The organism is Arenimonas sp. (assembly GCF_047602345.1).
Taxonomy (GTDB): Bacteria; Pseudomonadota; Gammaproteobacteria; order Xanthomonadales; family Xanthomonadaceae; genus Arenimonas.
In genome coordinates, this window is record NZ_JASGHN010000008.1 from 143,503 (window position 1) to 166,232 (window position 22,730).

Here is a 22,730-nt window from a genome sequence, read left to right on the forward strand (position 1 = left end):
CAGCGCCTTAAGGCGCTGCCACCCGCACGCCGAATTCGCAAAGCACCGCCGGCGCAGCCGCCAGGCGCGGATCGTCCGAGGAGTATTCAGCATCGCCGGTCGGATAGTCCGCCGGCACTTCTTCCGGCAGGCACAGAGTCGCGCCGCCATGTGGCCCCTTGCCCGGATCGAGCTTGCCCCCGTCCCAGTTCACGATGGTGCCGCCGTAGTCCCATTCGAAGCCGTAGAACTTGAACGGCTTGCCGTTGAGTTCCTGCAAGGCCTTCGTATCCATGCCCACGCGCAAGCCGTTCGCCAGCACCCAATGCGTGGCCGTGCTCCGCACCACCAGTGCATCGGGATGTTCGCCGGATTCGTCCAGGTAAACCTCGACTTTCCGCGTTGGATCGTCGGGGTACAGCACCCAGCCGCTGAACTCCTCGCCTTCGGCGCCGGGCAGTGTCTGCGCGATCGCGTTGGCAGCGCCGAGACGTTCCTGCAGGCTGGTGAGCGTATCGTCGGCGCGCGCCAGGGTTTCGATCGTCGGTTCGGCGGGCGTGGCAGCAACCGGTTCCGTCGTCGCGGCAGCAGCGGGCGCGGGTGGGGGCGCAGTCGTTTCCGATGAAGCGGGTGCCGGCGCTTCGCGCTGGCAGCCGAACAGGGCGACGCTGGCGATCAGGATCAGTAGGGTGCGGTGAAGCATGTTTGGTTCCTGGGCGAAAGTAGTGGCGGGAGCATAACCGTTGCGGGCGCACGCGTTGCGTCGCGGAAGCGCCGAGAGGTCGGGATCAGTAGCCCTCGGCCGTTATTCGGAGCGTCATGCCGCCGATTTCCTTGTCCCCGTCGAAGCTGATCGAGATGTGTGCGCCGCGATCTTCGTTGCCGACGTCCAGCGAAAAATCGCCTCGTTCGAACGAAGAGCCCCCGAATTCCGTTTCCGGGGCGAGGCAGGTGATGGCGCGCATGGCATTGTAGTTGCCGAATTCGACCGACCCATTCCCCATCAGTTCATCGCAAACCTTCCTGGCGGGCCCGTGATCGCCATGGACGCATTGTTTTGCAAAAAGAACGTCTTTCGATTCCCCTTTGAAGTTCTCGCCCCAAGAGGTGGAAAAAACGATCTCGCGTTTTTCGTCGGGGCCTATCGAGGCAGCGAACTCCCGTAAGGGATCGCAAAGCGAGTCCTTTTGCTTCCGGGCATGGACGGGAAGGGCAAGAATGCCCAGCGCCAGGAAGATGCACAGTGGGGAACCTTTCATCGCGCCTGCTTCGACGAAGCGCTTCGCTCGGCGAAATCCCGCTTCCGCTCGCCCGTGTAGTGCCACCACGGATGCGGCGGGGCACCTTCCATGAAACGCACCGCCGAGATGAAACAATCGCAAAGGCAGGGGTCGTGCGCGACGCCGCTGATTTCGGTCATGCGGTCGTACAGCGCGTAGGGATCCTTGCCGATCAGTTGCTTCGGCTCGTGGATGCCGAGCGCGCACAGGTCGTCGGCGATGGACGGGCCGATATTTGGAATGTCCTGCAACTTGCGCGCCTGCGCCGCGACTTGCGCCTTAGGCATGTGGTATCCAATGAATGGGACGAACGGAGCGGCCGGCGGCCGTTCCGTTGCGCCATTGTCGCTCAATCTTCCTCGACCCGCGGCTTCCATGCTTCGGTCAATTGCTTCTGCACGTTTCCGGGTACCGGCTCGTAGTGGCTGAACTCCAGGCTGTAGCGGCCGCGACCGGCCGTCGTGCCTTTCAGCTCGGCGGCGTAGTCGGTGAGCTCGGACAGCGGCACCTGCGCCTTGATGACGATCTCGCCATCGCGCAGGGAATCGGTGCCGCTGATGCGGGCGCGTTTCGACGACAGGCCGCCGGTGATGTCGCCCATATGCGATTCCGGCGCGCTGACCTCGAGGCTGACGATCGGTTCCAGGATCTGCGGGCGCGCTTTCGATATCGCATCGAGGAAGGCCTTCTTGCCGGCGGCGACGAAGGCGACTTCCTTCGAATCCACCGTGTGGTATTTGCCGTCGTAAACGGTGACGCGCACGTCCTGCAACTGATAGCCGGCCACCGCGCCGCCATGCAGCACCTGGCGCACGCCTTTTTCGATGGCCGGCATGAACTGGCCGGGAATCGTGCCGCCCTTGACCGCATCGACGAACTCGAAGCCCTTGCCGCGCTCCAGCGGTTCGATCTTCAGGAAGACTTCGCCGAACTGGCCGGCGCCGCCGGTCTGTTTCTTGTGCCGGTGGTGGCCCTCGGCATTCGTCGAGATGGTCTCGCGGTAGGCGATGCGCGGCGGACGCGATTTCACATCGACGCCGTAACGTTCCTTCATGCGCTCGAGCATCACGCGCAGATGCAGTTCGCCGAGGCCGCGGATCACCGTCTCGTTGAGCTCCGGGTTGTGTTCGATATGGAAGCTCGGGTCTTCTTCGGCCAGCTTGTGCAGGGCGGTGGCGAGCTTCTGTTCCTGGCCTCGGGTGGCGGCTTCGATCGCCAGGCCGAACATCGGCTTCGGGAAGTCGATCGGCTGCAGATGGATGTGGTCTTCGTCGTGGCTGTCGTGCAGCACGGCGTCGAAATGAATGTCTTCGATCTTGGCGACGGCGGCGATGTCGCCGGGAATCGCCTGGTCGACTTCGACATGGTCCTTGCCGCGCAGCTTGAACAGATGCCCGACCTTGAACGGTTTCTTGCCATCGTCGATCAGCAACTGCGTGTCCTTGCGAACCGTGCCCTGGAAAACGCGGAAGATACTGAGCTTGCCGACGAAGGGATCGTTGACGATCTTGAAGACGTCGGCGATGACATGCCCTTTCGGGTCGTGACTGGCCTGGATCGGCTCGCCGTTCTTGTGGAAAGGCGGCGGATTGGCCTCCAGCGGATTTGGGAAAAGCTTCTCCGCAAGGTCCAACAGTTCCTTCACGCCGGCGCCATTGCGCGCGGAAACGAAGCAGACGGGCACCAGATGCCCCTCGCGCAGGCATTGTTCGAAGGCGTCGTGCAGCTCGCTGCCCGACAGGCCGGCTTCGCCCTCATCGAGGTAATGGCCCATGACCGTCTCGTTGATCTCGACGACCTGGTCGATGATCTTCTGGTGCCAGTCGGCTACCGGACCCAGATCCGAATCGCCGGCGGGATTGAAGAAGCAGTCCACGACCGACTTGCCGCCATTCGCCGGCAGGTTCATCGGCAGGCATTCGCTGCCGAACTCCTCGCGCAGCGCGTCGAGCAGCGCGCCGAGCTTGCCGGGATCGGCATCGATGCGGTTGATGGCGATGACGCGGCAAAGGCCGCGCGCTTTGGCCGCTTCCATGATGCGTCGCGTTCCGTGTTCGATGCCTGAGCTGGCATTGACCACGATCAGCGCCGTTTCGACGGCGGAAAAGGCGGAGAGGGTAGGGCCGCGGAAATCGGCGTAACCAGGGGTATCGATCAGATTGACGTGGATGCCGGCGTGGTCGGTGGACGCGATCGCTGTGTTGAGCGAATGCGCACGCGCTTTTTCCATCGGATCGAAATCGGACACGGTGGTGCCGCGCTCCACGCTGCCTGCCGTCTGGAGGACGCCGCCGGCATGCAGCAGGGCTTCGAAAAGCGTGGTTTTGCCGGCGGACGAGTGGCCTGCCACGGCCACGTTGCGGATTTGCTGTGTGCTGTACGACATGACTCCTCCCGAACCAGGGTCGAAGGGCGTCATGGTCGGCGGCGCGGAAGCGCTGCCATCGGTTGCATTCGCGCAACCGCGCGTCGGTCATGGCGAGTGCGCCGCCCGCCCGGGCGGCGTGGGTTTAGCCTTCCACTTGCGGCCGGTCCGGTCAACCCGTCCGGGCTGTCATGCGGCGGGCAGGGGAAAGGGCCTACACTCCCGGTTCCACTACCGGAAAGGAGCAGGGCCATGGGTTTCAAGCGTTACGCGACCGCACATTGGGAAGGAGACCTGAAGGCCGGCCAGGGCCGCATGAGCACGCCGCAGAGCGGCCTGTTCGACGGTACGCGCTATTCCTTCGGCACCCGCTTCGGCGACGAAAAGGGTACGAACCCCGAAGAACTGCTGGCGGCCGCACATGCCGGCTGTTTCTCGATGGCGCTGGGCTTCATGCTCGGCAACGCCGGCCTGACGGCCACGCGCATCGATACCAAGGCCGAAGTGCTGATGGAAACCAGTCCGGGTCCGCATGCCGTCGGCGTGCACCTGACCGTAACGGCCACGGTGCCGGGCACGACGCCCGAGCAGTTCGCCGAGATCGCCGACAATGCCAAGGCCAATTGCGTGATCTCGCGCGCCCTGGCCATTCCGGTCACGATGGACGCCAAGCTTGTCTGAAGACCCGTCGCCGCGCCTCACGCGCGGCGAACTTTTCCCGCTCTCGGCGCGCCACGCCTGTTTCATCCATGGCGGTGGTGGCGGCGCCTGGGAATGGAACATCTGGGCACGCGTTTTCGCCGCGCGCGATTGGCGGGTCGCAACACCGGAGCTGCAGCCGTCTCCGCATGGGCTCGCGGCGACGCGATTGCACGACTACATCGCGCAATCGCGCGCCCGCATCGAAACTTTACCGTCGCCGCGGATTGTCGTTGGCGCCAGCCTGGGCGGATTGCTCGCTTTGGCGAATGCACCGCTCGCTGACGCGCTGGTGCTGATCAATCCTCTTCCATCAAGACCGTGGTGCGCAGACTTGCCGCGCTTCATCATCTATGCCGACATCGTTCCCTGGTCGGCGACGGCGAGCCTTGCCGGCACGCGGCGCGCGCTATTCGATGCCGACGAAGCGACCTGCCTGTACGCGTTCCGGCGCTGGCGCGACGAGTCGGCGACCGTGCTGCGCGAAGCACATGACGGTATTTCCCTCCCGTCACCCACATGTCCCGTACTGATGATCGTGTCGGGTCAGGATGACGACATCCCGGAAGCCGTGTCGCTGGCCTTCGCCGAAGCGCTGAACGCCAGCGTCTTGCGCCTGCCCGAAGCCAGTCACGTCGGTCCTCTGCTCGGTCGCCGCGCCGCTCGCACCGCGAGCGAGGCTGTCGACTGGCTGAACGGTATTCAGAAAGGCGGCTGAGTTAAGCCGCCGTATACCAGCGCGTTCGTAGATTGCGCTCACGCCAATACCGGCGTCCGGAGAAACAAATGAAACGCCTCGCGCTTTCGACCTTCACGATGGCCCTGATCGCTGCCGCCGGCAGCGCCTCCGCCGACTATCGCGATGCACGCTACGACGACCGCTACGACGATCGTTCCTACCAGGTCCAGGACGACCGCTACGACGATCGCTATGGATATGGTTACGACGATCGCAACGGTTCGCCGCGCTTCGATACCGCGCAGGTGATCGACGTCGACCCCATCATCGCTCAATCGCGCGACCGCGGTCGTCGCGAATGCTGGTGGGAGCCGGCCAGCCACCGTTACTACGACCGCCGCTACGGCAATGATTACGGCGCCTATGGCAACTACGGCCGTTACGACAGCCACCGCTACAACAATGGTCGCGACACTGGCCGGGAAGGCGCCATCGTGGGTGCCATCGTCGGCGGTGCCATCGGCAACCAGGCCGGCAAGGGCGACGGCAAGAAGGCCGCGACCATCGCCGGTGCGGTCATCGGCTCGGCCATCGGCCGCGACATCGACCGCAACAACGGTTACGACGGTCGGTACCAGACCTACAGCGACTACAACCGCTATTACGACGGCTACCGCTATGATGACCGCTATGGCTTCGGCTATTACGGCAACGCCACCCGTAACGGCATGGTGCAGCGCTGCGGCTGGGTCGGCGACGACCGCTACGACCGGTACGACGATCGCTATGGCCGCAACGATCGCTACGACGACCGCTACGACGAGCGCGTCGTGGGCTATCGCGTGACCTATCGTTACGGCGGCCAGACCTACCGCACCACGACCCCGTTCCACCCGGGCAGCACGATCCGCGTGCGCGTCGACGTGGATGCGGTCCAGGACCGGCGCTACTCGTACAACCGCTGAGCAAGACCGCTAAGCGCGTCGGCCCGTCCGACGGGCACCGGCAGACCCCCGTGGCTTAGGCCCGGGGGTCTTTCTTTTTGAACGTATTCCGCCTGGCGCTGTCAGGGACGTTGGCGTTGACGGGCATCCCGTTCTGTTCGCCGTCCGTCCCGGGAGTAACGAAGCGATGTTCATCGTTCCAGCCATCCGCCGCAGCGCGCTCGTCCTGTCGCTGTGTCTACTTTCCGTGCCCACGTTCGCCGCGACGGAATCGCCAGGCGCCCTGTCCGAGGAGGGCGCTTTCCTGGCGCTTTCCGTCGCGGATCGGGATGCCCAGGTCGCCTGGTATCGCGACAAGCTCGGTTTCGAAGTGGTCGAACAACGCGAGGTGCCGGAGCGCGGCATACGTTTCGCCCTGCTTCGCCGCGACGGTGCCTTGCTCGAGCTGCTGCAATTGCCCGATGCGCGGCCGCGCACCGCGCTCGATCCGGATGCCGCCAGCGCCAGTCGCATCCACGGCTTCTTCAAGGGCGGCTTGCTGGTGCGCGACATCGAGGGCTTGCATCGCCAGCTTCAGGAAAAGGGAATCGCCTTCACGGTCCCCTTGGGCGAGCCGGGTAGCGGCGGGCTTCGACTGTTCCAGATCAAGGATCCGGAAGGGAACCTGCTGCAGTTCCTCGGTCGCTAGCGGGCGGCTTCACCAGTCCATGGTGCCGCGGATCACCGGCTGCGTGCGTCCGCCCACCCAGACCTCGCGTTGCGCGTCGATGCCCAGTTCGAGCACGGCATCGTGGCCGATCTCGCGGCCCTGGCTGACGCGGTAGCGCGTGCCGAGTTCCCGCAGCGCGCCCGCTTCTTCGAGGAAGGCGGCGATGGCGGCATTGGCGGCGCCCGAGGCCGGATCCTCGTCGATGCCGACGCCGAGCGGGAATGCGCGCACCACCAATTGGAACGGCTGGTTCGCGCAACGCGCGAAAACGCACAGGCCCAGGCTGTCGGTGTCTTTCGCCAGCGCGGCGATCGCCCCATGGTCCGGTCGCATCGAACGCACGCTCGCTTCGTCGGCGAGCTCGGCCAGCCACCAACGCCGGCCGCCTTCGACGATCGCTGGTGGCAACGCACCCAGCGACAGGCCGTGCAGCGCGCGGCGTAGGGCCTCGTCCTGTCCGCTGGCGTAGCGCAGGATGCGCGAACGAGGAACGCGTACCGAGAGCGTCGGATCCGCCGCCGGCCCTTCCACCCGCACCGGGAGGACGCCTGCCAGGCATTCCTGCCGCAGGCTTCCGTCGCGCGCCTCGGCGAAGCCGGTTTCCAGCACGGCCCGGGCGGTACCGATGCTCGGATGGCCGGCGAAAGCGATCTCCTTGCGCGTGGTGAAGATGCGCACGCGATAGTCGGCGTCGGCGTTCGTCGGCGCCAAAACGAAGGTGGTTTCTGCGAGGTTGGTCCAGGCGGCGATCGCCTGCATCTGCGCATCGTCCAGCCGCTCGCCGCCGAAGACCACGGCCAGCGGATTGCCGGCGCCAGGACGTTCGGCGAAGACGTCGATCTGCAGGAATTCATGCGTGTTCACCAGCGCATCTCCCCGCGTACCACGGTCAGGGCGCGACCGCCGATCCAGACCTCGTCATCCGCATCGACCTGAATGTCGATGCGGCCGTCGCGGCCGATTTCGCGCCCCTGCAAGGCGCTGTATCGACGCCAGGGCAGGGCACCGTTGTGGCGCAGCCAGGCGGCGACGCAAGCGTTCGCACTGCCGGTGACGGGGTCTTCGTCCACGCCATCGGCCGGACAGAAGGCGCGGGTCACGAACGCGGCCTCGCCCGATGCCGCGCGGGCGAAAACCATCAGCCCAGCCGCCAGCGTGGCGCTGCATAGCGCGGCGATCGCATCGAGAGCAGGTTGCAACTCGCGCACGGCCAATTCGCCTTCGAGTTCGACCAGCCACCAGCGCGGACCGTTGTCGAGCAGGGCGATGGGCAAGGCGCCGCGACGCATGCCGGTGATGGCGGCGTCGAGCAGGTGAGGCGCTACGTCGACGCCCAGGACGCGCGCGCGCGGCGCGCGCACGCTGATCCGGCGCCCGGCACCGTGGCTTTCGAAGCGCACGGGCAACAGGCCGGCTTCGCATTCCTGCCAGAGTTCGCCGTCTTTCGCTTCGATGCCGGTTTCGAGCAGGGCGTGCGCGGCGCCGACGCTGGGATGGCCGGCGAACGGCATTTCCGTGCGCGGGGTGAAAATGCGCACGCGATAACTCGCACCCGGCAGGGATGGCGGCAGCAGGAAGATCGTCTCCGACAGGTTGGTCCAGCGAGCGAACGCCTGCATGCCGGCGCCGTCGAGGCCTTCGCTGTCCAGTACCACCGCGAGCGGGTTGCCGAGACCCGGGCGGTCGGCGAAAACATCGAGCTGGAGGAAGCGGCGGACTGCGCGCATCGTTTATCATTCGTCGGTCGGCGCACGTGCGCTCCCCCCGAATTCTACCTGTCGCCCATGCCGCCCGCGCCCGTTTCCGATTGGATCGTCCTGAAGTTCGGCGGCACCAGCGTTTCCCGACGGCATCGTTGGGACACGATCGGTCGCCTGATGCGCGAGCGGGCGGAACAGGACGCCGTGCCGGATGCGCAGGCGACCGGAGCCCGCGTGCTGGTGGTGGTTTCCGCCTTGTCGGGCGTCACCAACGAACTGCAGGCCATCTGCGAACAACACGCCGACGGTGCCGCCGTCGCGGCGCGCATCGACGCCCTCGAGCTGAGGCATCGCGAGTATTGCGTCGAGTTGGGCATCGATGCCGATGTCGTATTGGGCGAGCGCCTGCAGGACTTGCGCGCGCTGGCGACGGATACTCGCCGTGCCGGCGGCGAGCTGGCCTGGCAGGCCGAAGTGCTGGCCCAGGGCGAATTGTTGTCCTCCACGCTCGGCGTGGCTTACCTGCGCTCGCAGGGCATGGCGGTGGACTGGCTGGATGCGCGGCAATGGTTGCAGGCGCGTTCACTGCCGAACCAGAACGAATGGTCGCGTCGTCTTTCCGTTTCCTGCGCCTACGAGGGCGATGCCGCGCTGCGGCAGCGCTTCGACGCCGACAATGGTCGGCTGCTGATCACGCAGGGTTTCATCGCGCGGCACGAGGACGGCGGCACGGCGATCCTCGGGCGCGGCGGCTCCGATACCTCGGCGGCTTATTTCGGCGCCCTGCTGCGTGCGCGTCGGGTGGAGATATGGACCGACGTGCCCGGCATGTTCAGCGCCAATCCGCGCGCCGTGCCCGATGCGCGATTGCTGTCCCGCCTCGATTACGAAGAAGCGCAGGAAATCGCCACGACCGGTGCGAAGGTGCTGCACCCGCGCTGCATCCATCCCTGTCGCGAGACGCACGTGCCGCTGTGGATCCGCGATACCGAACGGCCGCAGATGGCGGGTACGGTCATCGACGACCGCGCCGCCACCTTGCCGGGTGTCAAGGCGATCAGTTCGCGCCGCGGCATCGTCTTGGTGGCGATGGAAACCATCGGCATGTGGCAGCAGGTGGGCTTCCTCGCCGACATCTTCGAGCGTTTCAAGCGCCACGGCCTGTCGGTGGACCTGATCGGTTCGTCGGAAGCCAACGTCACCGTTTCGCTCGATCCTTCCGACAACCTCGTCACGACCAACGTGCTCGACGCGCTCTGCGCCGACCTCGCCCAGGTGTGTCGGGTGAAAGTCATCGCGCCCTGCAGCGCCGTCACCCTGGTCGGTCGCGGCATGCGCTCCTTGCTGCACAAGCTCACCGATGTCTGGAGCGAATTCGGGCGCGAACGCGTGCACCTGATTTCGCAAAGTTCGAACGACCTCAACCTGACCTTCGTCGTCGACGAGGCGCTGGCCGAGGACTTGATGCCGCGCCTGCATGCGCTGCTGATCCACTCCGGCGCCATGCCGGTGGACGCGGCCGAGGTTTTCGGGCCGAGCTGGAAGCAGATCGATGCGAAGCCGGCGCCGCGCCGCGCCGCCTGGTGGCGCGATGAGCGCGATCGCCTGCTCGGGCTGGCGCAGGCCGGGACGCCGCGTTATGTCTACCACTTGCCTGGCATTCGCGCGCGGGCGCGCGAACTCTCCGGCATCGGTGCGGTGGATCGCCGTTTCTATGCCTTGAAAGCCAACGCGCATCCGCAGGTGCTGAAGACGCTGGAGGCGGAAGGTTTCGGTTTCGAGTGCGTTTCGCGCGCCGAACTCGATCACCTGTTCGCGATATTGCCTTCGCTCGATCCGTTGCGCGTGCTGTTCACGCCGAGCTTCGCGCCGCGTGCGGAATACGAGGCGGCTTTCGCCCGGGACGTCTGGGTGACGGTGGACAGCGCGTATCCGCTTCGGCACTGGCCGGAAGTGTTCGCCGGACGGCAGGTCGTGCTGCGTATCGACCCGGGTTACGGCCTGGGGCACCACGAAAAGGTACGCACCGGCGGACGCGAGGCCAAGTTCGGCTTGCCGGTGGAATCGCTGACCGATTTCCAGGCGGCGGCGCGAACGGCCAATGCGCGCATCACCGTGCTGCATGCGCACGTCGGCAGCGGCATCCTCGACCCGAAACACTGGCCGCAGGTCTACGCCCAGCTCGTCTCGATCGCCGACGGCATCGGCACGATCTCGGCGATCGACATCGGCGGCGGCCTCGGCGTGCCTTACGAACCCGACGGCGAAGCGTTGGACCTGCAGGCGCTGGCGCGCGCATTGGCCGAGATCAAGCAGGCCTGGCCGCAATATGCGCTATGGATCGAACCGGGCCGTTACCTGGTCGCCGAAGCCGGCGTATTGCTGGCCCGCGTGACGCAGTTGAACGACAAGCTGGGTTTGCGCCGCATCGGTCTCGATGCCGGCATGAACGCGCTGATGCGTCCGGCCCTGTACGGCGCCTGGCACGAGATCGTGAACCTTTCCCGCCTCGACGAAACCGCGACGTTGTCGGCGGAAGTCGTCGGACCGATCTGCGAAACCGGCGATGTACTGGGGCGTCGTCGCTTCCTGCCGGAGGGCACGCGCGAAGGCGACGTCTTCCTGATCGCGCATGCCGGCGCTTACGGTTTCGTCATGGCCAATACCTATAACCAGCGCGAGCTGCCGGTCGAGGATGCGCTCGATGACTGAGATGGTTTTCCGTCGCGAGGACGTTCGCGCCTTCCGCTTCGTGCGCTGCGGTTTCGATGCCACCAGCGGCGAAGCGCAATTGGTCTATGCGCTGGACGACGGCCCCGAGCTGGTCGAGACCGTGCGTTTCCCCGGCGCGCCGTTCGCATTGGACGATGCCCGTCTCGGCGGCGTGATCCGAGCGCTACGCTTGCTGCACCTGCTCGCCGGCGTCAGCTATTACAAGGCGGCGGTGCCGCAGGACATCCGCATCGATTCCTATGCGATCGATGCGGAGACGGCTGCCTTCCTGACCGAGGTTTACGAGAACGGTCTCGGCGAATTCGCCTATCGCAACGGGCTCGACCTGCGCGGGAAAATCGGTTTTCCGGTCGCGGCCGAGTCGAACGAAGGGCCGGCGCCTGCGCTGGGCCTGTCGTCGCACGCCTTGGTGGCCATCGGCGGCGGCAAGGATTCGCTGGTCAGCATCGAGGCGCTGCGCGCCGCCGGCGTGGCGCAAACCGTCAGCTGGATCGGCTCTTCGCCCCTGATCCGCGCCTGCGCCGAACGCACTGGCCTGCCCTTGCTCAACATTGAACGCAAGCTGGCACCGGCCTTGTTCGAGATGAACAAGCAGGGCGCTTACAACGGGCATATCCCGGTGACGGCCGTGAACTCGGCCATCCTCGCCGTCGCTGCCTTGTTGACGGGCGCGGACCAGGTGGTGTTCTCGAACGAACGCTCGGCCAGTTACGGCAGCCTGATTCCGGGCACTGGCGAGGTCAATCATCAGTGGTCCAAGGGTTGGCAGTTCGAACGCGACTTCGCCCGTCATCTGCGCGAGCGCGTGGCCTCCGACCTGAAGTACTACTCGCTGCTGCGGCCGTTTTCCGAACTCGCCGTGGCGCGCCAGTTCGCCCGGCTCGATCGCTACGACGGGCATTTCTCCAGTTGCAACCGCAACTTCCACATCCTCGGCGAGCGCCCCGCGCAACGCTGGTGCGGCGTCTGCCCGAAATGCCATTTCGTTTTCCTCGCGCTGGCGCCCTTCATGCCCAAACCGCGCCTGTTGAATATCTTCGGACGCAACCTGCTCGACGAAGCGGACCAGGCGCCGGGCTTCGATGCCTTGCTCGAGTACCAGGACCACAAGCCGTTCGAATGCGTGGGCGAGGGCAAGGAGTCGCGGGCGGCGATGACGGTCCTGGCGCAGAGTCCGAGCTGGCGCGAAGACGCCCTCGTGGCCCGCTTCCGTCGCGAAATCCAGCCCCAGCTCGAAGCCGCCGAACTCGAACTGGCCCCGCTGCTGGTAGCATCGGCGGAACACGGGATTCCGTCGCCGCTCTGGGGAGCCTTGCGTGCGCATTTCGGAACTTGAAGGAAAACGCGTCGCGATCTGGGGCTATGGCCGCGAAGGCCGGGCCGCCCTGGCGGCGTTGCGCTGGCGCCTGCCGCGTCAGCCGATCACCGTGTTCTGTTCCGACAACGAGGCCGAATCCATCCGCGCGATGGAAGACCCGAACCTGACGATCGATACGAGCGTCGACGGCAACAAGCTGGCCGCGTTCGAGATCGTCATCAAGTCGCCTGGCATCAGCCCCTATACCTCGCCGGCCGTCGATGCGGCCTTGCAGGGCACGCGTTTCATCGGCGGCACCGCGCTTTGGTTCGGCGAAAACGCCGGTGCGCGCATGGTCTGCGTCACCGGCACCAAGGGTAAAAGCACGACGACGGCCCTGATCGCGCATCTGCTGCGCGCCGGCGGAAAGCGCACGGCGCTGGCCGGCAACATCGGCCAACCCTTGCTGGAGCTGATCGACGTCGAGCCGCCGCCCGAATACTGGGCGATCGAGCTGTCGAGCTACCAGACGCGCGAGGCGGTGCATCCGCAGGTCGCGGTGGTGCTGAACTTTTTCCCCGAGCATCTCGATTGGCACGGCACGGAAGCGCGCTATTTCCAGGACAAGCTGGCCCTGGTGACGGAAGGCGCGCCGCGCATCGCCGTATTGAACGCGGCCGATCCGCGACTCGTCGGTTTGTCGGTGCCGGACACCACGCGGGTGATCTGGTTCAACGACGCCGATGGCTGGCACCTCGAGGACACCGATCTGTATCGCGGCCCATTGCTGGTGATGGATACGCGTCGGCTGCCCCTGCCTGGCCGGCACAACCGCGCGAATCTTTGCGCGGCTCTGGCCGCCGTGGAGGCGCTGGGCCTGGATGCGACCTGGTTGGCCCAGTCCGCTTTCGAGTTCAAGCCCTTGCCGCATCGGTTGCAGTCGTTGGGTCTGCGCGACGGCATCGAATACGTCAACGACTCGATCAGCACGACGCCGTACGCGAGCCTGGCCGCGCTGGATTGCTTCAAGGGTCGCAGCGTGGCCCTGCTGGTCGGCGGTTACGACCGCGGCGTCGACTGGGGCGCTTTCGCCGATCGCATGGTGACCGATGCGCCGAAGCTGGTCGTGACGATGGGGCAGAACGGTCCGCGCATCCACGAGCGCCTGAAGCCGCTGGCGCAGGGCGGACGTTTCGGCCTGTTCGAAGCCGGCGAGCTGGAAGAAGCCGTGCGCATCGCCCGCGACCGGCTCGAACCCTCGGGCGTGGTGCTGCTGTCGCCCGGCGCGCCGAGTTTTCCGCGTTACAAGGACTATGTCGACCGCGGCCGGCACTTCGCCCGCAGCGCCGGTTTCGATCCGGACCTGATCAGCGCGATTCCCGGACTCGGCGTCGCCTAGGTCCGGGCGTCGGCGCGCACGATGCCGATCACGCCTTTCCATTTTGGTCCCGGCGCATTGCTGCACGCGATAGCGCCGCGGCACGTCAGCTTCCTGGGGTTCTGCGCCGCCAATGGCGTGATGGATCTGGAACCCGTGTATCTGGTGTTCACCGGGCAATTTCCCTTGCACCGGTTCATGCACACGATCACCGGCGCGAGTTGCGCCTGGCTGATCGTCGTCGCCGGTTTCGTCGTGCTGCGACGGATCGATCGTCGATGGCGCCTGCCCGACTGGCTGCACTGGAAGGCGCTGACGCCGCTACCGGTCGCGATCGGCGCGGCGGCCGGCGCTTACAGCCACCTCGTGCTCGACGGCATCATGCATGGCGACATGTTTCCCTTCCTGCCCCTGAGCCGCGAAAATCCCCTGTTGCATGCGGTATCGCTCGAAACGTTGCATCTGGCGTGCCTGACGGCAGGCCTGTTCGGCCTGGGCTTGCTGGCCCTGCGTCGTTGGCGGGGCGGACGGGAGCGCAACGGCGACTGAGCGAAGGGCGGTGCTAACATCGGCAGGACGAAGATTCCTTCCCCCCGATTCGATGGAGATCGCCATGCGCATCCTGCTTGCCCTCGTACTTTCCGCGTTCGCATTCGCGGCCAGCGCCGCGCCGCGCGTCGAGAAGATCAGCTGGAAGCATGGCAAGAAGACGTTCGAGGGTTATCTGGTCTGGGACGACTCCAGCCAGGCGCCGCGCCCGGGCCTGTTGATGACGCCGAACTGGTACGGCGTCAACGCCAGTGCCATCGAGAAGGCCAAGACCCTGGCCGGCGACGACTACGTGATCCTGCTGGTCGACATGTACGGGCGCGGATTGCGACCGAAGAATGCCGACGAGGCCGGGAAGGCGGCGACCGACGTGTATTCGGACAATGCGAAGCTGCGCGGCCGCATCAACGCTGCGTTCACCACCCTGCGCGGCGCTGGCAAGCGTGCGCCGGTGGATACGAATCGGATCGGCGCGATCGGTTTCTGTTTCGGCGGTGCGGTCACGCTTGAATTGGTGCGCAGCGGCGCCGAGCTGGCCGGCGCGGCGACTTTCCACGCGAACCTCGGCACGACGGTACCGGCCAGGGCTGGGGAGCTGAAGGCGCCGGTGCTGGTGATGAACGGCGCGGACGACAGCTTCGTGCCCGCCGAGCAGATCTCCGGTTTCGAGAAGGAGATGCGCGAGGCCGGCGCCGACTGGCAGTTCGTCAACTTCGGCGGGGCCGTGCACTGTTTCGCCGAGCCCGACGAAGACGGTTCGCTGCTCAAGGGCTGCAAGTACCACGAGCCCAGCTATCGCCGCAGCGTGGCGATGATGCACGACTTCTTCGGCGAAGCCTTCGCGAAGTAGGAGCAACGCGAGCAGCGAATCGCTGGCGAGCCGGTTTCGCCGCAGGCGCCGCTCAGTGCTTGCGGTCGACGGCGTAGCGCGCGAGCCCGCGCAGCGCCCGCGTCCAGTCGTTGTCCGGCAAGCCGCCCAACGCGGCCTCGGCCGCACGCGCGTAGCGATTGGCGGTTTCCCGACTGTAGTCGAGGCTGCCGGCGGCATGGATCGCTTCCAATACTTCGTCCAGCGCGCCCACGTCGCCGGCTGAAATGATTTCGCGCAAGCGTGCGCGCCGCGCCGGATCGCCCTGCGTCATCGCATGGATCACCGGCAAGGTGGCCTTGCCTTCGGCGAGATCGTCGCCGAGATTCTTGCCCAGCGTGGCGGCGTCGGATACGTAGTCGAGCACGTCGTCGGCGATCTGGAAGGCGTAACCGAGGTTCATGCCGAAGTCGGCCAGTCGCTGTTGCGTGGCTTCGTCAGCGCCGGCGAGCATCGCACCGAGGCGCGTCGCGGCAGCGAACAGCACGGCCGTCTTGCGTTCGATCACGCGCAGATAGGCGGCCTCATCGGTGTCCGGGTTGTGCACGTGCAGCAGCTGCAGTACTTCGCCTTCGGCGATGGCGTTGGTGGTGTCGGCCAGCACGCGCTGCACGGTCATGCTGTCCAGGCCGACCATCAACTGGAAGGCGCGCGAGTAGAGGAAATCGCCGACCAGCACGCTGGGGGCATTGCCGAACAGGGCATTGGCCGTCTTGCGCCCGCGGCGCAGGTCGGACTCGTCCACCACGTCGTCGTGCAGCAGGGTCGCGGTATGGATGAATTCGATGATGGCGGCCAGGGTATGGTGCTGCGCTTCCTGGTAACCGAGCGCGCGCGCCGACAGCACTGCCAGCAGCGGGCGCAGGCGTTTTCCGCCGGCGGCGACGATGTGTTCGGAGATCTGGTTGATCAGGACGACATCGGAGGCCAGGCGCGACCGGATGAGGTCATCGACCGCGGCCATCTCCGGAGCGGCGAGGCGCTGGATGTCGGCGATGGCGGGCAGGGCGTTGGGGCTGGGCGTATCGGGCATGCGCCCATTATAGCCGGCGCTTCCGATCAGGCCGTGACGGGAAAGACACGATGCCGTCGCAGGTCCACCGCGATGGGTTCGCCGCGGCGAGGCAGCAACGGCAGTTCGCGTTCCGACACATCCATCAACAGGCGGCGTTCCTGGCCCGGAACGGCCAGCTCCAGGCTGATGCGCCCTGCCAGGCGCCGCACTTCGTCCACCTCGGCTCTTAGACCGTTGTTTCCTGCAGCAAGCCCGAGATCGTGCGGTCGCACGAACAGATCGGCCTGTCCGTCCGGGCAGTCCGCAGCGGGAAAGGTCACGCTGATGTCCGGCAGGCTGAATACGCCGTCGCGCACGTCGCCGCGCAGGCGATTGGAGCGCCCGAGGAAATCGAAGACGAAAGCCGAGGCGGGTTCGCCGTAGACCTGTTCGGCATTGCCGTCCTGCTCGATGCGTCCGCGGTCCATCACGACGACGCGATCGGCCAGGTCCAGCGCCTCTTCCTGGTCGTGCGTGACGAACAAGGTGGTGAAGCCGGTGCGATCGTGCAATTCGCGCAGCCAGCGGCGCAGTTCGATGCGCACCTTCGCGTCGAGCGCACCGAAGGGCTCGTCTAGCAGCAGCACGGTCGGATCGATCGCCATCGCTCGCGCCAGCGCCACGCGCTGCCGCTGTCCACCGGAAAGCTGGGCCGGATGCCGATCGCGATAGGCGGCCAGTTGCACCAGTTCCAGCAGTTCGACGACCTTGCGTTCGATCTCGGCGTTGGAAGGACGCAGGGCCCGCGGTCGCGAACGCAGGCCGAAGGCGATGTTCTCGAACACGCTCATGTGCGGGAACAGCGCGTAGTGCTGGAAGACGAAACCGACGCGTCGCTCGCGCAGGCTCAGTCGCGTCGCGTCCTTGCCGCCGAACAGGATGCGTCCTTCGTCCACCGGCAACAGCCCGGCGATCAGGCGCAGCAGCGTGGTCTTGCCCGAACCGGACGGGCCGAGCAGCGCGACCAGCTGGCCCGAGGCGATATGGAGCGAGGTGGATTGCAGCGCGGCGAGGCCGTCGTAGCGCTTGCCGACCTGTTCTAAACGGATGTCCATGCAATCCTCAGTGACGTCGCGATGCCGCGAGGGCATCGCCGTGGCGATGTTCGAGCCAGAGCTTCAGGCCAAGCGTGAGCAGGGCGAGCAGGGCGAGCAGGGTGGCGACGGAGAAGGCCGCCGCCGTGTCGAATTCGTTGTGCAGGATTTCCACCTGCAGGGGCAGCGTATTGGTCAGGCCGCGGATATGGCCCGAGACCACCGAGACCGCGCCGAATTCGCCCATCGCGCGCGCATTGCACAACAGCACGCCGTACAGCAGCGCCCAGCGCACGTTCGGGAACGTGACGCGCCAGAACGTCTGCCAGCCACCGGCGCCGAGCGAAGCCGCAGCCTCTTCCTGGTCGCTGCCCTGTTGCTGCATCAGCGGGATCAGCTCGCGTGCCACGAAGGGAAAGGTGACGAAGAACGTGGCGAGCACGATGCCGGGCGTGGCGAAGATCAGTTTGACGCCGTGCTCCTGCAGCCAGGGTCCGAACCAGCCGTGCGCACCGAACAGCAGCACGAATACGAGGCCGGCGACGACGGGCGAAACGGAAAACGGCAGGTCGATCAGCGTGATCAGCAGGTTCTTCCCGGGGAAGCGGAACTTGCAGATGGCCCAGGCCGCGCAGATGCCGAAGACGATGTTGGTGGGTACGCAGAGCACCGCCACCAGCAGGGTGAGACGGATGGCCGCGCGCGTGTCGGGCGTGGCGATGGCTTCGAGGTAGGCGGCACCCCCGGCACGCGCCGCTTCCACGATCACGACCGCCAGCGGCAGCACGACCAATAGCGTGACGAGAACGATCGCCAGTCCCGTCAGCAGCCACCGCACGAGGCGCGGTTCGCCGATGGCCGCGGTCGTGCGAGGTTCAGTGCATGCGGTCACGCGCCAGCCTCCGTTGCAGGGCATTGATCAGGAAAAGCAGGACGAAGGAAGCACCCAGCATCAGCGAAGCGATGACGGTCGCTCCGCGGTAGTCGAATTCCTCCAGGCGGATCACGATCAGCAGCGGCGCGATCTCGGATGCGTAGGGCAGGTTGCCGGCGATGAAGATCACCGACCCGTATTCGCCCACGCCGCGGGCGAACGCGAGCGAGAAGCCGGTCAGGATGGCCGGCAGCAACTGCGGGAAGACCACGCGGCGCAGCGTGGTGAAACGGTTGGCGCCGAGCGAGGCAGCAGCCTCCTCGTGTTCGCGATGCAGGCTTTCCAGCACGGGCTGCACGGTTCGCACCGCGAACGGCAGGCCGATGAACAGCAGGGCCATCACGATGCCGGCGGGCGCGTAGGCGATCTTCAGGCCGAGTGGTTCCAGCCACTGGCCCAGCCAGCCGTTGCCTGCGTAAAGCGCCGTCAGCGCGATGCCGGCAACGGCGGTGGGCAGTGCGAAGGGCAGGTCGATCAGCGCATCGAGCACGGCGCGTCCGGCGAAACGATAGCGCACCAGCACCCAGGCGATGAGCGTGCCGATCGCGGCATTGGCCAAGGCCGCGGCCAGTGCGGTGCCGAAGCTGAGCTTCATCGCGGCGACGACGCGCGCATCGGTAGCGATCGCCCACCAGCCTTGCGGGCCGAGCCCCGCTGCTTTCAGGAACAAGGCGAGCAAGGGAACGATGACGATCAGTCCGAGCCAGGCCAGGCTGAGGCCGAGTGTCAGGCCGAAGCCGGGCAAGGGCCCGGCTTGGCGCGAGATCCTGAAGGGAGAGACTGACGCGAAGCTCACTGCGCCGGCCGGTAGATCTGGTCGAACAAGGCGCCGTCGGCGAAATGCGTGGCCTGCGCCTTCTTCCAGCCGCCGAAGGATTTTTCGATCGTCACCAGCGGGATCGGCACGAACTGCGCCAGATCGGCCGCGTCGACGAGTTCCGGCTTCGATGGGCGGAAATGATGCTTCGCCGCCAGTTGCTGGCCGCGCGGGCTGTAGAGGAAGTCGAGATAGGCCTGCGCGACCTTGCGCGTTCCATGCCGATCGGCGTTCTTGTCGACCAGGGCGACCGGGGGCTCGGCCAGGATGCTGATGCTGGGCACGACGATCTGCAGGTCCTTGCCCTGCGGTTCGCTGCGCGCGAGATGCGCTTCGTTCTCCCAGGCGATCAGCACGTCGCCGATACCGCGATTGACGAAGGTCGTCGTCGAGCCGCGCGCTCCGGTGTCGAGCACGGGTACATTGCGGAAGAGCTTGGCCAGGAACTCCTTCGTCTGCGTCACGTCGCCGCCGCTTTCCTTCGCCGCGTAGGCCCAGGCGGCCAGGTAATTCCAGCGTGCGCCGCCCGATGTCTTCGGATTCGGCGTGATCACCGACACGCCGGGGCGCACGAGATCGCCCCAGTCGCGGATCTTCTTCGGATTGCCCTTGCGCACGAGGAAAACGATGGTGGATGTGTAGGGCGCGCTGTTGTTCGGCAGGCGCGACTGCCAGTTCGGCGGCAGCAGCTTGCCCTTGTCGGCGATCGAGTCGATGTCGGCGGCCAGGGCCAGGGTGACGACGTCGGCTTCGAGGCCGTCGATCACGGCGCGGGCCTGCTTGCCCGAGCCGCCGTGCGAGGCCTGGATGCGCAGTGTATCGCCGGTCCTGGTTTTCCAGTCGGCGGCGAACTCGGCATTGACTTGGGCGTAGAACTCGCGCGTCGGGTCGTAGGACACGTTCAACAGCTCGATGTCCTTGGCGAACACGGCGCTGGTGGCGAGCGCGGCGAGCCAGGTCGCAGCGAAAGTGGTGAATCGATTCATCGGGATGCTCCTTGGCGGTTCGATGTCAGAAGGCGACTTGCACGCGGGAGAAGAAGGTCTTCTCGTCCTCGCGATCGGCGCCAAGCGGGGCCCCACCATCGAAGGTAGCGCGAGTATGGTTAAAAACGAGTTTCAGGTTGCTGGTCAGATACCAGTTCAGGCCGATGCCCCAGGCACGCGAACGCGAGGCGGCGCTGTCGGCGTTGGCGTAGATCGGGAAGGCATCGTCGTCGATGTCGAGTTCGCCGTAACGCGCGACCAGTTCGAACGCGCCCCAGCCTTCGCCGCCGGCAAGGAAGGATCGCGCCGGTTTGACCACGCCGCGGTATCCGGCGTCTTCGCCGGTGAGCACCCAGCTGCCGGTCAGGTTCCAGGCGCTGTGCGTCAGGCTGGTATGCGTCGCGGCATTGCCGGAAACCCAGACGTCCTGCTCGGAGCGGATGTATTCGCCGAGCAAACCGAAGGCGTTCCGGTAGTAGTAGAAATGCGGGGAGATACGCGTGTGCTCGCCATCTGCGGCGACCGTCGAGCGGTAGTTGAAGAACACCGACTGCCCCGGCGAGCGGTAGCGCGGCAGGAAATTGTTGCCCAGCCCGCTCTTGTCGCCGGTGCTGGCGGAGAGGCCGAAGCCCAAACCGGACAATGCGTTCGCATCGTTCTTCCAGGGTTCGAAGAACACGCGTCCGGCGAATTCGAAGTTGTCGTCGGCGTCGGAAGTCGGCGCATCGCGGCCGTCCGGCGCGCCATTGAAGATGCCGATGGCGTAGTTGACCCGGCCCTTGGCCAGTTCGCCCTGCAACTGCGCGCCGATGTCGCGATTGGGCGCCAGTTCGGTGGCGAAACCGCGTTCGATGAAGGAGATCGCGCTGGCGGATTGCAGGCGCTCCAGGCCCACCGGGCCCTTGAGCTTGCCGACGCGCAGCGTGTAGCGCGGATCGAACTTAACGTCCACGTAGGCGTCGACGATGGTGGCGCTGTCGCCGGCGAACTCCGGCGTCAGGCGGAACCCGATCAACGGTCCGAGCGATCCTTCCAGCGTCGGGCGGATGCGGCGGAACAAGAAGGTATCGTTCTGCGGAATGTCGTCGTCGCCGAAGAACACGCGGTGGTCGGCCTGTACCGTCCCACGCAACTTGATCTCGTAGTTGCCGTCGGCGCTGCGCACGGAAAGGCCCTTGTCGTTCACCGCGACGGCGGGTGCGCTGGTCGCCTTGGCGGTTGCGTCCTCCTGCTGCAGTTCTAGCTTGCGTTCGAGCACGGCCAGCCGTTGCTGCAGCTCGGCGACTTCGGCGCGGGCGGAATCCGGGGATTGATTGTTGCCGGCGGATAGGCGTTGCTCGAGCGCCTGCAATCGCTGCGCGAGGTCGGCGAGGGTGATCTGTTCGGAAGAGGGCGTCGTCGAAGCCGTCGCGGCGACAGGTTGCGCGGCGAGTACGGCGGCGATGGCGAGGGAAAGCGTAGGAACACGGGACAGCATGGGGCCTCCAGGAAGAAACGTTTCATGGAGCCTCCAGTTGTCTGGTCGGCAGTGTTGGCGAAACAGGATGGTGTTGCGATGTTGCTATCGGGGTGTTGTCACGAAAGCCTGCGGGTCGGGCAGCGCCCCTTGGGGTGTGGGCGCCGCCCAGGCCGCGCAGGTACCACGTCTTGGGGTTCTACGTTTTGTTCTGCGGCAATACCCAGGGGTTGGGGGCTTGCCGCTTACTCAGGTGCAACGTTTTGGGGTTTTACGTTTTGTTCTGCGGCTTGGCCCAAGGGGTGGAGGGCTTTGCCGCTTACTCAGGTGCAACGTTTTGGGGTTCTTGCTTCGGTGTCGCGTTTTTTCGTGTGCGTACCTCCTCGATTGATGGATCGGATGATCGGTTCAGGCGGTCGGCTCCAGCCGGACTTTCTCGGTCTTCACCACCTGGACGATGCGCGACTGGTGCAGCACCACTTCGATAGTGCCGAACGGCGTGGCTCGAATGGCATCCAGCACCGCGAGCTCGTGCGCATTCAGGCGGACGGACGACGGCGCGAGCTCGGACGCTTCTTGTTGCGTACGGATTTCCATGCGGCTTCCTCGGCGGGAGTGGAAGGGGGTTGTTCGGCCAGGCGGCTGCTTTCGTCGGCGAACTGGCGCAGGCTGCGCTGGTCGATCACGTCGGACATGGCGTCGCGCACGTCGCCCATCAGCAGGCGCAGGGCGCAACGGAAGGGATCGGCGCAGTCGTCGCAGGGCTTGTAGGCGGTGACGCTGGCGCAACGGATCGGCGCGATCGGACCGTCGATCGTGCGCACGATGTCGCCGATGGTGATGCTCTCGGCCGGCTGGGCGAGGCGGTGGCCGCCGGCGCTGCCGCGCTTGCTGTCGATGTAGCCGGCGTCGCGCAGCTCGACCAGGATCGATTCAAGGAATTTTTCCGGTACGCCGGTCGCCGCCGCGATATCGCGGGCCATGCGGCGCTGCGGCTCGGCCCGGGCCAGGGTCGAGAGCGCTCGCAACGCGTATTTGGCCTTCATCGTCAGCATGGCAGGGCTATTTCCTAATTCCAGAGTATGTTTATAGGAAATAAGGGGCGGATGCAAGCGCCGGAACATGAAATCTTCAGTCCGGAAGCTAATCGGCTGATTGCCAAAGGAAATATGGGCGAGGTGGGGTAGGAAAGTCCCGATCGGGGCACGGGCGGATTTCGGCTGGTCCCGGCCGCTGCTTATACTTACCGTTTGCTGCATCGACCGATTC

23 protein-coding genes are annotated in these 22,730 nt (G+C 65.9%); 9 read left to right on the forward strand and 14 right to left on the reverse strand.

Annotated features, from left to right (window positions below):
* Positions 1–7 precede the first annotated feature (7 nt).
* The 4 genes from QM707_RS11400 to fusA form a co-directional block, all read right to left on the reverse strand.
* Complete coding sequence (locus QM707_RS11400) at positions 8–682, reverse strand: hypothetical protein (RefSeq protein ID WP_415001987.1); 675 nt, start codon at positions 680–682, stop codon at positions 8–10.
* Positions 683–767: 85 nt separating this feature from the next.
* Positions 768–1,238 (reverse strand): hypothetical protein, encoded by a 471-nt coding sequence (locus QM707_RS11405; RefSeq protein WP_415001988.1) that lies wholly within the window; start codon positions 1,236–1,238, stop codon positions 768–770.
* Positions 1,235–1,546, reverse strand: a complete 312-nt coding sequence (locus QM707_RS11410) for a helix-hairpin-helix domain-containing protein (protein WP_415001989.1) — start codon at positions 1,544–1,546, stop codon at positions 1,235–1,237. Before QM707_RS11410 ends, QM707_RS11405 begins: the two co-directional genes overlap by 4 nt.
* Positions 1,547–1,608: 62 nt before the next feature.
* Positions 1,609–3,645 carry an elongation factor G gene (gene fusA / locus QM707_RS11415; protein WP_415001990.1) on the reverse strand — a complete coding sequence of 679 codons (2,037 nt, stop codon included), beginning with the start codon at positions 3,643–3,645 and terminating at the stop codon, positions 1,609–1,611.
* A 231-nt stretch (positions 3,646–3,876) separates the two neighbouring features.
* Here fusA and QM707_RS11420 point away from each other — a divergent pair, with 231 nt between their 5' ends.
* From QM707_RS11420 to QM707_RS11435, 4 genes are all read left to right on the forward strand, one after another.
* Positions 3,877–4,305, forward strand: coding sequence for an OsmC family protein (locus QM707_RS11420; protein WP_415001991.1), 429 nt, complete (start codon positions 3,877–3,879; stop codon positions 4,303–4,305).
* A complete protein-coding gene (locus QM707_RS11425) occupies positions 4,298–5,041 on the forward strand; it encodes an alpha/beta fold hydrolase (protein ID WP_415001992.1) in 744 nt (247 codons plus the stop codon). Before QM707_RS11420 ends, QM707_RS11425 begins: the two co-directional genes overlap by 8 nt.
* Before the next feature lie 68 nt (positions 5,042–5,109).
* Positions 5,110–5,967, forward strand: a complete 858-nt coding sequence (locus tag QM707_RS11430; RefSeq protein ID WP_415001993.1) for a glycine zipper 2TM domain-containing protein — start codon at positions 5,110–5,112, stop codon at positions 5,965–5,967.
* A 166-nt stretch (positions 5,968–6,133) separates the two neighbouring features.
* Positions 6,134–6,634: a VOC family protein gene (locus tag QM707_RS11435; protein WP_415001994.1), complete on the forward strand. Its 501-nt coding sequence runs from the start codon at positions 6,134–6,136 to the stop codon at positions 6,632–6,634.
* Positions 6,635–6,643: 9 nt separating this feature from the next.
* Here QM707_RS11435 and QM707_RS11440 read toward each other — a convergent pair whose 3' ends face one another.
* Positions 6,644–7,519, reverse strand: coding sequence for a PhzF family phenazine biosynthesis protein (locus tag QM707_RS11440; RefSeq protein ID WP_415001995.1), 876 nt, complete (start codon positions 7,517–7,519; stop codon positions 6,644–6,646).
* Positions 7,516–8,382 carry a PhzF family phenazine biosynthesis protein gene (locus QM707_RS11445; protein ID WP_415001996.1) on the reverse strand — a complete coding sequence of 289 codons (867 nt, stop codon included), beginning with the start codon at positions 8,380–8,382 and terminating at the stop codon, positions 7,516–7,518. Before QM707_RS11445 ends, QM707_RS11440 begins: the two co-directional genes overlap by 4 nt.
* 57 nt (positions 8,383–8,439) lie before the next feature.
* On the opposite strand from QM707_RS11445, the gene QM707_RS11450 reads away from it, so the two are divergent.
* The 5 genes from QM707_RS11450 (at position 8,440) to QM707_RS11470 (ending at position 15,162) form a co-directional block, all read left to right on the forward strand.
* The gene (locus QM707_RS11450) at positions 8,440–11,067 is read left to right on the forward strand and encodes a bifunctional aspartate kinase/diaminopimelate decarboxylase (protein WP_415001997.1); all 2,628 of its coding nucleotides are present in this window, start codon (positions 8,440–8,442) and stop codon (positions 11,065–11,067) included.
* Positions 11,060–12,424: a UDP-N-acetyl-alpha-D-muramoyl-L-alanyl-L-glutamate epimerase gene (murL, locus tag QM707_RS11455; RefSeq protein ID WP_415001998.1), complete on the forward strand. Its 1,365-nt coding sequence runs from the start codon at positions 11,060–11,062 to the stop codon at positions 12,422–12,424. The genes QM707_RS11450 and murL overlap by 8 nt, the downstream gene beginning before the upstream one ends.
* Positions 12,405–13,784, forward strand: a complete 1,380-nt coding sequence (gene murD / locus QM707_RS11460) for a UDP-N-acetylmuramoyl-L-alanine--D-glutamate ligase (RefSeq protein WP_415001999.1) — start codon at positions 12,405–12,407, stop codon at positions 13,782–13,784. The genes murL and murD overlap by 20 nt, the downstream gene beginning before the upstream one ends.
* 21 nt (positions 13,785–13,805) lie before the next feature.
* Positions 13,806–14,312: a hypothetical protein gene (locus tag QM707_RS11465; RefSeq protein WP_415002000.1), complete on the forward strand. Its 507-nt coding sequence runs from the start codon at positions 13,806–13,808 to the stop codon at positions 14,310–14,312.
* A 64-nt stretch (positions 14,313–14,376) separates the two neighbouring features.
* The gene (locus QM707_RS11470; protein WP_415002001.1) at positions 14,377–15,162 is read left to right on the forward strand and encodes a dienelactone hydrolase family protein; all 786 of its coding nucleotides are present in this window, start codon (positions 14,377–14,379) and stop codon (positions 15,160–15,162) included.
* Positions 15,163–15,214: 52 nt separating this feature from the next.
* Here the strand turns inward: QM707_RS11470 and QM707_RS11475 are convergent, their stop codons facing one another.
* The 8 genes from QM707_RS11475 to QM707_RS11510 all read right to left on the reverse strand — a co-directional run bounded on the left by QM707_RS11475 (position 15,215) and on the right by QM707_RS11510 (position 22,516).
* On the reverse strand, positions 15,215–16,213 hold the full coding sequence (locus QM707_RS11475) for a polyprenyl synthetase family protein (RefSeq protein WP_415002002.1): 999 nt from the start codon (positions 16,211–16,213) through the stop codon (positions 15,215–15,217).
* Positions 16,214–16,239: 26 nt separating this feature from the next.
* The gene (locus QM707_RS11480; RefSeq protein WP_415002003.1) at positions 16,240–17,289 is read right to left on the reverse strand and encodes a sulfate/molybdate ABC transporter ATP-binding protein; all 1,050 of its coding nucleotides are present in this window, start codon (positions 17,287–17,289) and stop codon (positions 16,240–16,242) included.
* A 7-nt stretch (positions 17,290–17,296) separates the two neighbouring features.
* Positions 17,297–18,184, reverse strand: coding sequence for a sulfate ABC transporter permease subunit CysW (gene cysW / locus QM707_RS11485; RefSeq protein WP_415002004.1), 888 nt, complete (start codon positions 18,182–18,184; stop codon positions 17,297–17,299).
* Positions 18,144–18,947, reverse strand: coding sequence for a sulfate ABC transporter permease subunit CysT (gene cysT, locus QM707_RS11490; RefSeq protein ID WP_415002005.1), 804 nt, complete (start codon positions 18,945–18,947; stop codon positions 18,144–18,146). The genes cysW and cysT overlap by 41 nt, the downstream gene beginning before the upstream one ends.
* A 47-nt stretch (positions 18,948–18,994) precedes the next feature.
* Positions 18,995–20,005, reverse strand: coding sequence for a sulfate ABC transporter substrate-binding protein (locus QM707_RS11495; protein WP_415002006.1), 1,011 nt, complete (start codon positions 20,003–20,005; stop codon positions 18,995–18,997).
* A 25-nt stretch (positions 20,006–20,030) separates the two neighbouring features.
* Positions 20,031–21,482, reverse strand: a complete 1,452-nt coding sequence (locus QM707_RS11500) for a porin (RefSeq protein WP_415002007.1) — start codon at positions 21,480–21,482, stop codon at positions 20,031–20,033.
* Between the two features lie 387 nt (positions 21,483–21,869).
* On the reverse strand, positions 21,870–22,058 hold the full coding sequence (locus QM707_RS11505; RefSeq protein WP_415002008.1) for a DUF2292 domain-containing protein: 189 nt from the start codon (positions 22,056–22,058) through the stop codon (positions 21,870–21,872).
* Entirely contained in the window at positions 22,001–22,516 is a 516-nt protein-coding gene (locus QM707_RS11510; protein ID WP_415002009.1) for an RrF2 family transcriptional regulator, read from the reverse strand. Before QM707_RS11510 ends, QM707_RS11505 begins: the two co-directional genes overlap by 58 nt.
* Positions 22,517–22,730: the final 214 nt, after the last annotated feature.

Coding starts and splice junctions, on each gene's coding strand:
- QM707_RS11400 (WP_415001987.1), bottom strand. CDS start 682: ATGCTTCACCGCACCCTACTGATCCTGATCGCCAGCGTCGCCCTGTTC.
- QM707_RS11405 (WP_415001988.1), bottom strand. CDS start 1,238: ATGAAAGGTTCCCCACTGTGCATCTTCCTGGCGCTGGGCATTCTTGCC.
- QM707_RS11410 (WP_415001989.1), bottom strand. CDS start 1,546: ATGCCTAAGGCGCAAGTCGCGGCGCAGGCGCGCAAGTTGCAGGACATT.
- fusA (WP_415001990.1), bottom strand. CDS start 3,645: ATGTCGTACAGCACACAGCAAATCCGCAACGTGGCCGTGGCAGGCCAC.
- QM707_RS11420 (WP_415001991.1), top strand. CDS start 3,877: ATGGGTTTCAAGCGTTACGCGACCGCACATTGGGAAGGAGACCTGAAG.
- QM707_RS11430 (WP_415001993.1), top strand. CDS start 5,110: ATGAAACGCCTCGCGCTTTCGACCTTCACGATGGCCCTGATCGCTGCC.
- QM707_RS11435 (WP_415001994.1), top strand. CDS start 6,134: ATGTTCATCGTTCCAGCCATCCGCCGCAGCGCGCTCGTCCTGTCGCTG.
- QM707_RS11445 (WP_415001996.1), bottom strand. CDS start 8,382: ATGCGCGCAGTCCGCCGCTTCCTCCAGCTCGATGTTTTCGCCGACCGC.
- QM707_RS11450 (WP_415001997.1), top strand. CDS start 8,440: ATGCCGCCCGCGCCCGTTTCCGATTGGATCGTCCTGAAGTTCGGCGGC.
- murL (WP_415001998.1), top strand. CDS start 11,060: ATGACTGAGATGGTTTTCCGTCGCGAGGACGTTCGCGCCTTCCGCTTC.
- QM707_RS11465 (WP_415002000.1), top strand. CDS start 13,806: ATGCCGATCACGCCTTTCCATTTTGGTCCCGGCGCATTGCTGCACGCG.
- QM707_RS11470 (WP_415002001.1), top strand. CDS start 14,377: ATGCGCATCCTGCTTGCCCTCGTACTTTCCGCGTTCGCATTCGCGGCC.
- QM707_RS11475 (WP_415002002.1), bottom strand. CDS start 16,213: ATGCCCGATACGCCCAGCCCCAACGCCCTGCCCGCCATCGCCGACATC.
- QM707_RS11480 (WP_415002003.1), bottom strand. CDS start 17,289: ATGGACATCCGTTTAGAACAGGTCGGCAAGCGCTACGACGGCCTCGCC.
- cysW (WP_415002004.1), bottom strand. CDS start 18,184: ATGCCCTGCAACGGAGGCTGGCGCGTGACCGCATGCACTGAACCTCGC.
- QM707_RS11495 (WP_415002006.1), bottom strand. CDS start 20,005: ATGAATCGATTCACCACTTTCGCTGCGACCTGGCTCGCCGCGCTCGCC.
- QM707_RS11500 (WP_415002007.1), bottom strand. CDS start 21,482: ATGCTGTCCCGTGTTCCTACGCTTTCCCTCGCCATCGCCGCCGTACTC.
- QM707_RS11505 (WP_415002008.1), bottom strand. CDS start 22,058: ATGGAAATCCGTACGCAACAAGAAGCGTCCGAGCTCGCGCCGTCGTCC.
- QM707_RS11510 (WP_415002009.1), bottom strand. CDS start 22,516: ATGCTGACGATGAAGGCCAAATACGCGTTGCGAGCGCTCTCGACCCTG.